1 protein-coding gene is annotated in these 1,750 nt (G+C 63.5%); it reads left to right on the top strand.

The window, feature by feature from the left end; genetic code table 11:
* Nucleotides 1-1,750, top strand: a 1,750-nt coding sequence (locus BGN95_RS06550; protein WP_286772015.1) for a Tn3 family transposase, incomplete at both ends; no start/stop codon positions are given.

The following is a 1,750-nucleotide window of genomic DNA, read 5'->3' as shown; positions in this document are numbered from 1 at the left end:
TCGTCACGCTCACCGACGATGCGGTGCTGATGTTCGACCGCCTGCTGGGTCAGATGTTTCGGCGCGAGCAGAACAGCGCAGACACAGCGCTCAAGCGCGACCGGCGCAACATCAACGGTAAGATCCGGCTACTTGCCCGGCTCGGCGATGCCCTGCTCACTGCCAAGGTGTCGGGCGGCGACATCGGCGCCGCGGTCGAGGCCGCAGTTGGATGGGATGATCTTGGCCGTGAAGTCGATGAAGCCCGCAAGCTGATCCGCCCCGATGCCGTCGATCCCGTTACCGTCGCCGCAACCAACTACCCCGTTCTCCGACAGGTCGGTCCCTTGTTCATCGCCTCGTTCACGTTCGGAGCGGTCCCGGCCTGCCATACGCTCGCGCGAGCAGTCGCTATCATGCGCGACCTTCATCTAGGTCGCCTGAAAAAACTGCCGCCGGATACACCAGTTGCCTTCATTCGGCAGGCCTGGCGTCGCGCGATCGGCCCCGGCATTCCCGATCGCAGAGTTTATGAATTTTGCGTCCTAGTCGAGCTTCGTGACAGGCTTCGTGCCGGCGACATGTGGGTCGAGGGAAGCAGACGCTATCGTGCCGTCGAGCAACAGCTTATTCCAAGTCCGGTATTTGCCACCATGCGCGCAGCCGGCCCTTTGCCGATCCCGGCACCCGATACGGCCAGTGCCTGGCTGGACGAACGGCGTACCCGTCTCGCCCGGAGATTGGCAGAGGTCGAGCGGAAGGCGGAGACGGACGCGCTGGAAGACGTACAACTCAGCCTTGGCAAGCTGCGGATTTCGCCGTTGAAGGCGGTCACGCCGGATGAAGCGGATAGCGCCCTTGCGCCGCTCTACGCCCATCTGCCCGCGATCCGCATCACCGATCTCCTTGCTGAAGTCGATCGATGGACCGGTTTCAGCCAGTGCTTCACGCATCTGCAAAGCGGTCGGGTTGCCGATGAACCCCGCGCTATCCTGACGGCGGTGCTCGCCGATGCGACCAATCTTGGCCATAAGCGCATGGCAGAAGCCTGCGATCTCGTGACCCAACGCCAACTCAGTTGGCTCGCCTCATGGCATTTACGCGAGGAAACCTACGGTAGGGCTCTCGCCCGGTTGGTCAATGCCCAGCACACCGCGCCGCTCGCCGCCCTGTTTGGGTCCGGGACCTCGTCCAGTTCGGACGGTCAGAACTTCCTGCTTGATCGCCGTGCTCAGGCGACCGGCGCAGTCAATCCGCACAAGGGGGCGGAGCCTGCTGTCTCCTTCTACAGCCATGTCTCGGATCGCTACGCGCCGTTTCATTCCACCGTCATCTCCGCATCCGCAAGCGAGGCGGCGCAGGTGCTGGACGGGCTGCTCCATCATGGTGCCGATCTGCACATTGAGGAGCATCACGTCGATGGTGGGGGCGTTTCCGACCATGTGTTTGCGCTATGCCATCTACTTGGATTCCGGTTCGCGCCGCGCATCCCTAACATCGCCGCGCGCCGGCTTCACCTGTTCAACGGAATCGAACCTGGCCCAGATATCGCGCCGCTGGTCGCGGGCAGGATCGACGAGGCCCTGATCGCCGCACACTGGGACGACGTGCTGCGCTTGGGCACCTCGATCCGCACCGGCGTCGTGAGTGCATCGATCATGCTGGAACGGCTCGGCTCCTATCCACGGGCCAATGGCCTGGCCTTGGCACTGCGCGAGATCGGCCGCGTCGAGCGCACCCTGTTTACACTCGACTGGATCGAGCAGCCCGA

It is taken from the genome of Sphingomonas sp. 66-10, assembly GCF_001897045.1.
In the GTDB taxonomy this organism is placed as follows: domain Bacteria; phylum Pseudomonadota; class Alphaproteobacteria; order Sphingomonadales; family Sphingomonadaceae; genus Sphingomonas; species Sphingomonas lycopersici.
Note: the sequence above shows the minus strand (reverse complement) of the source record. Positions and strands in the feature narration are given on the sequence as shown.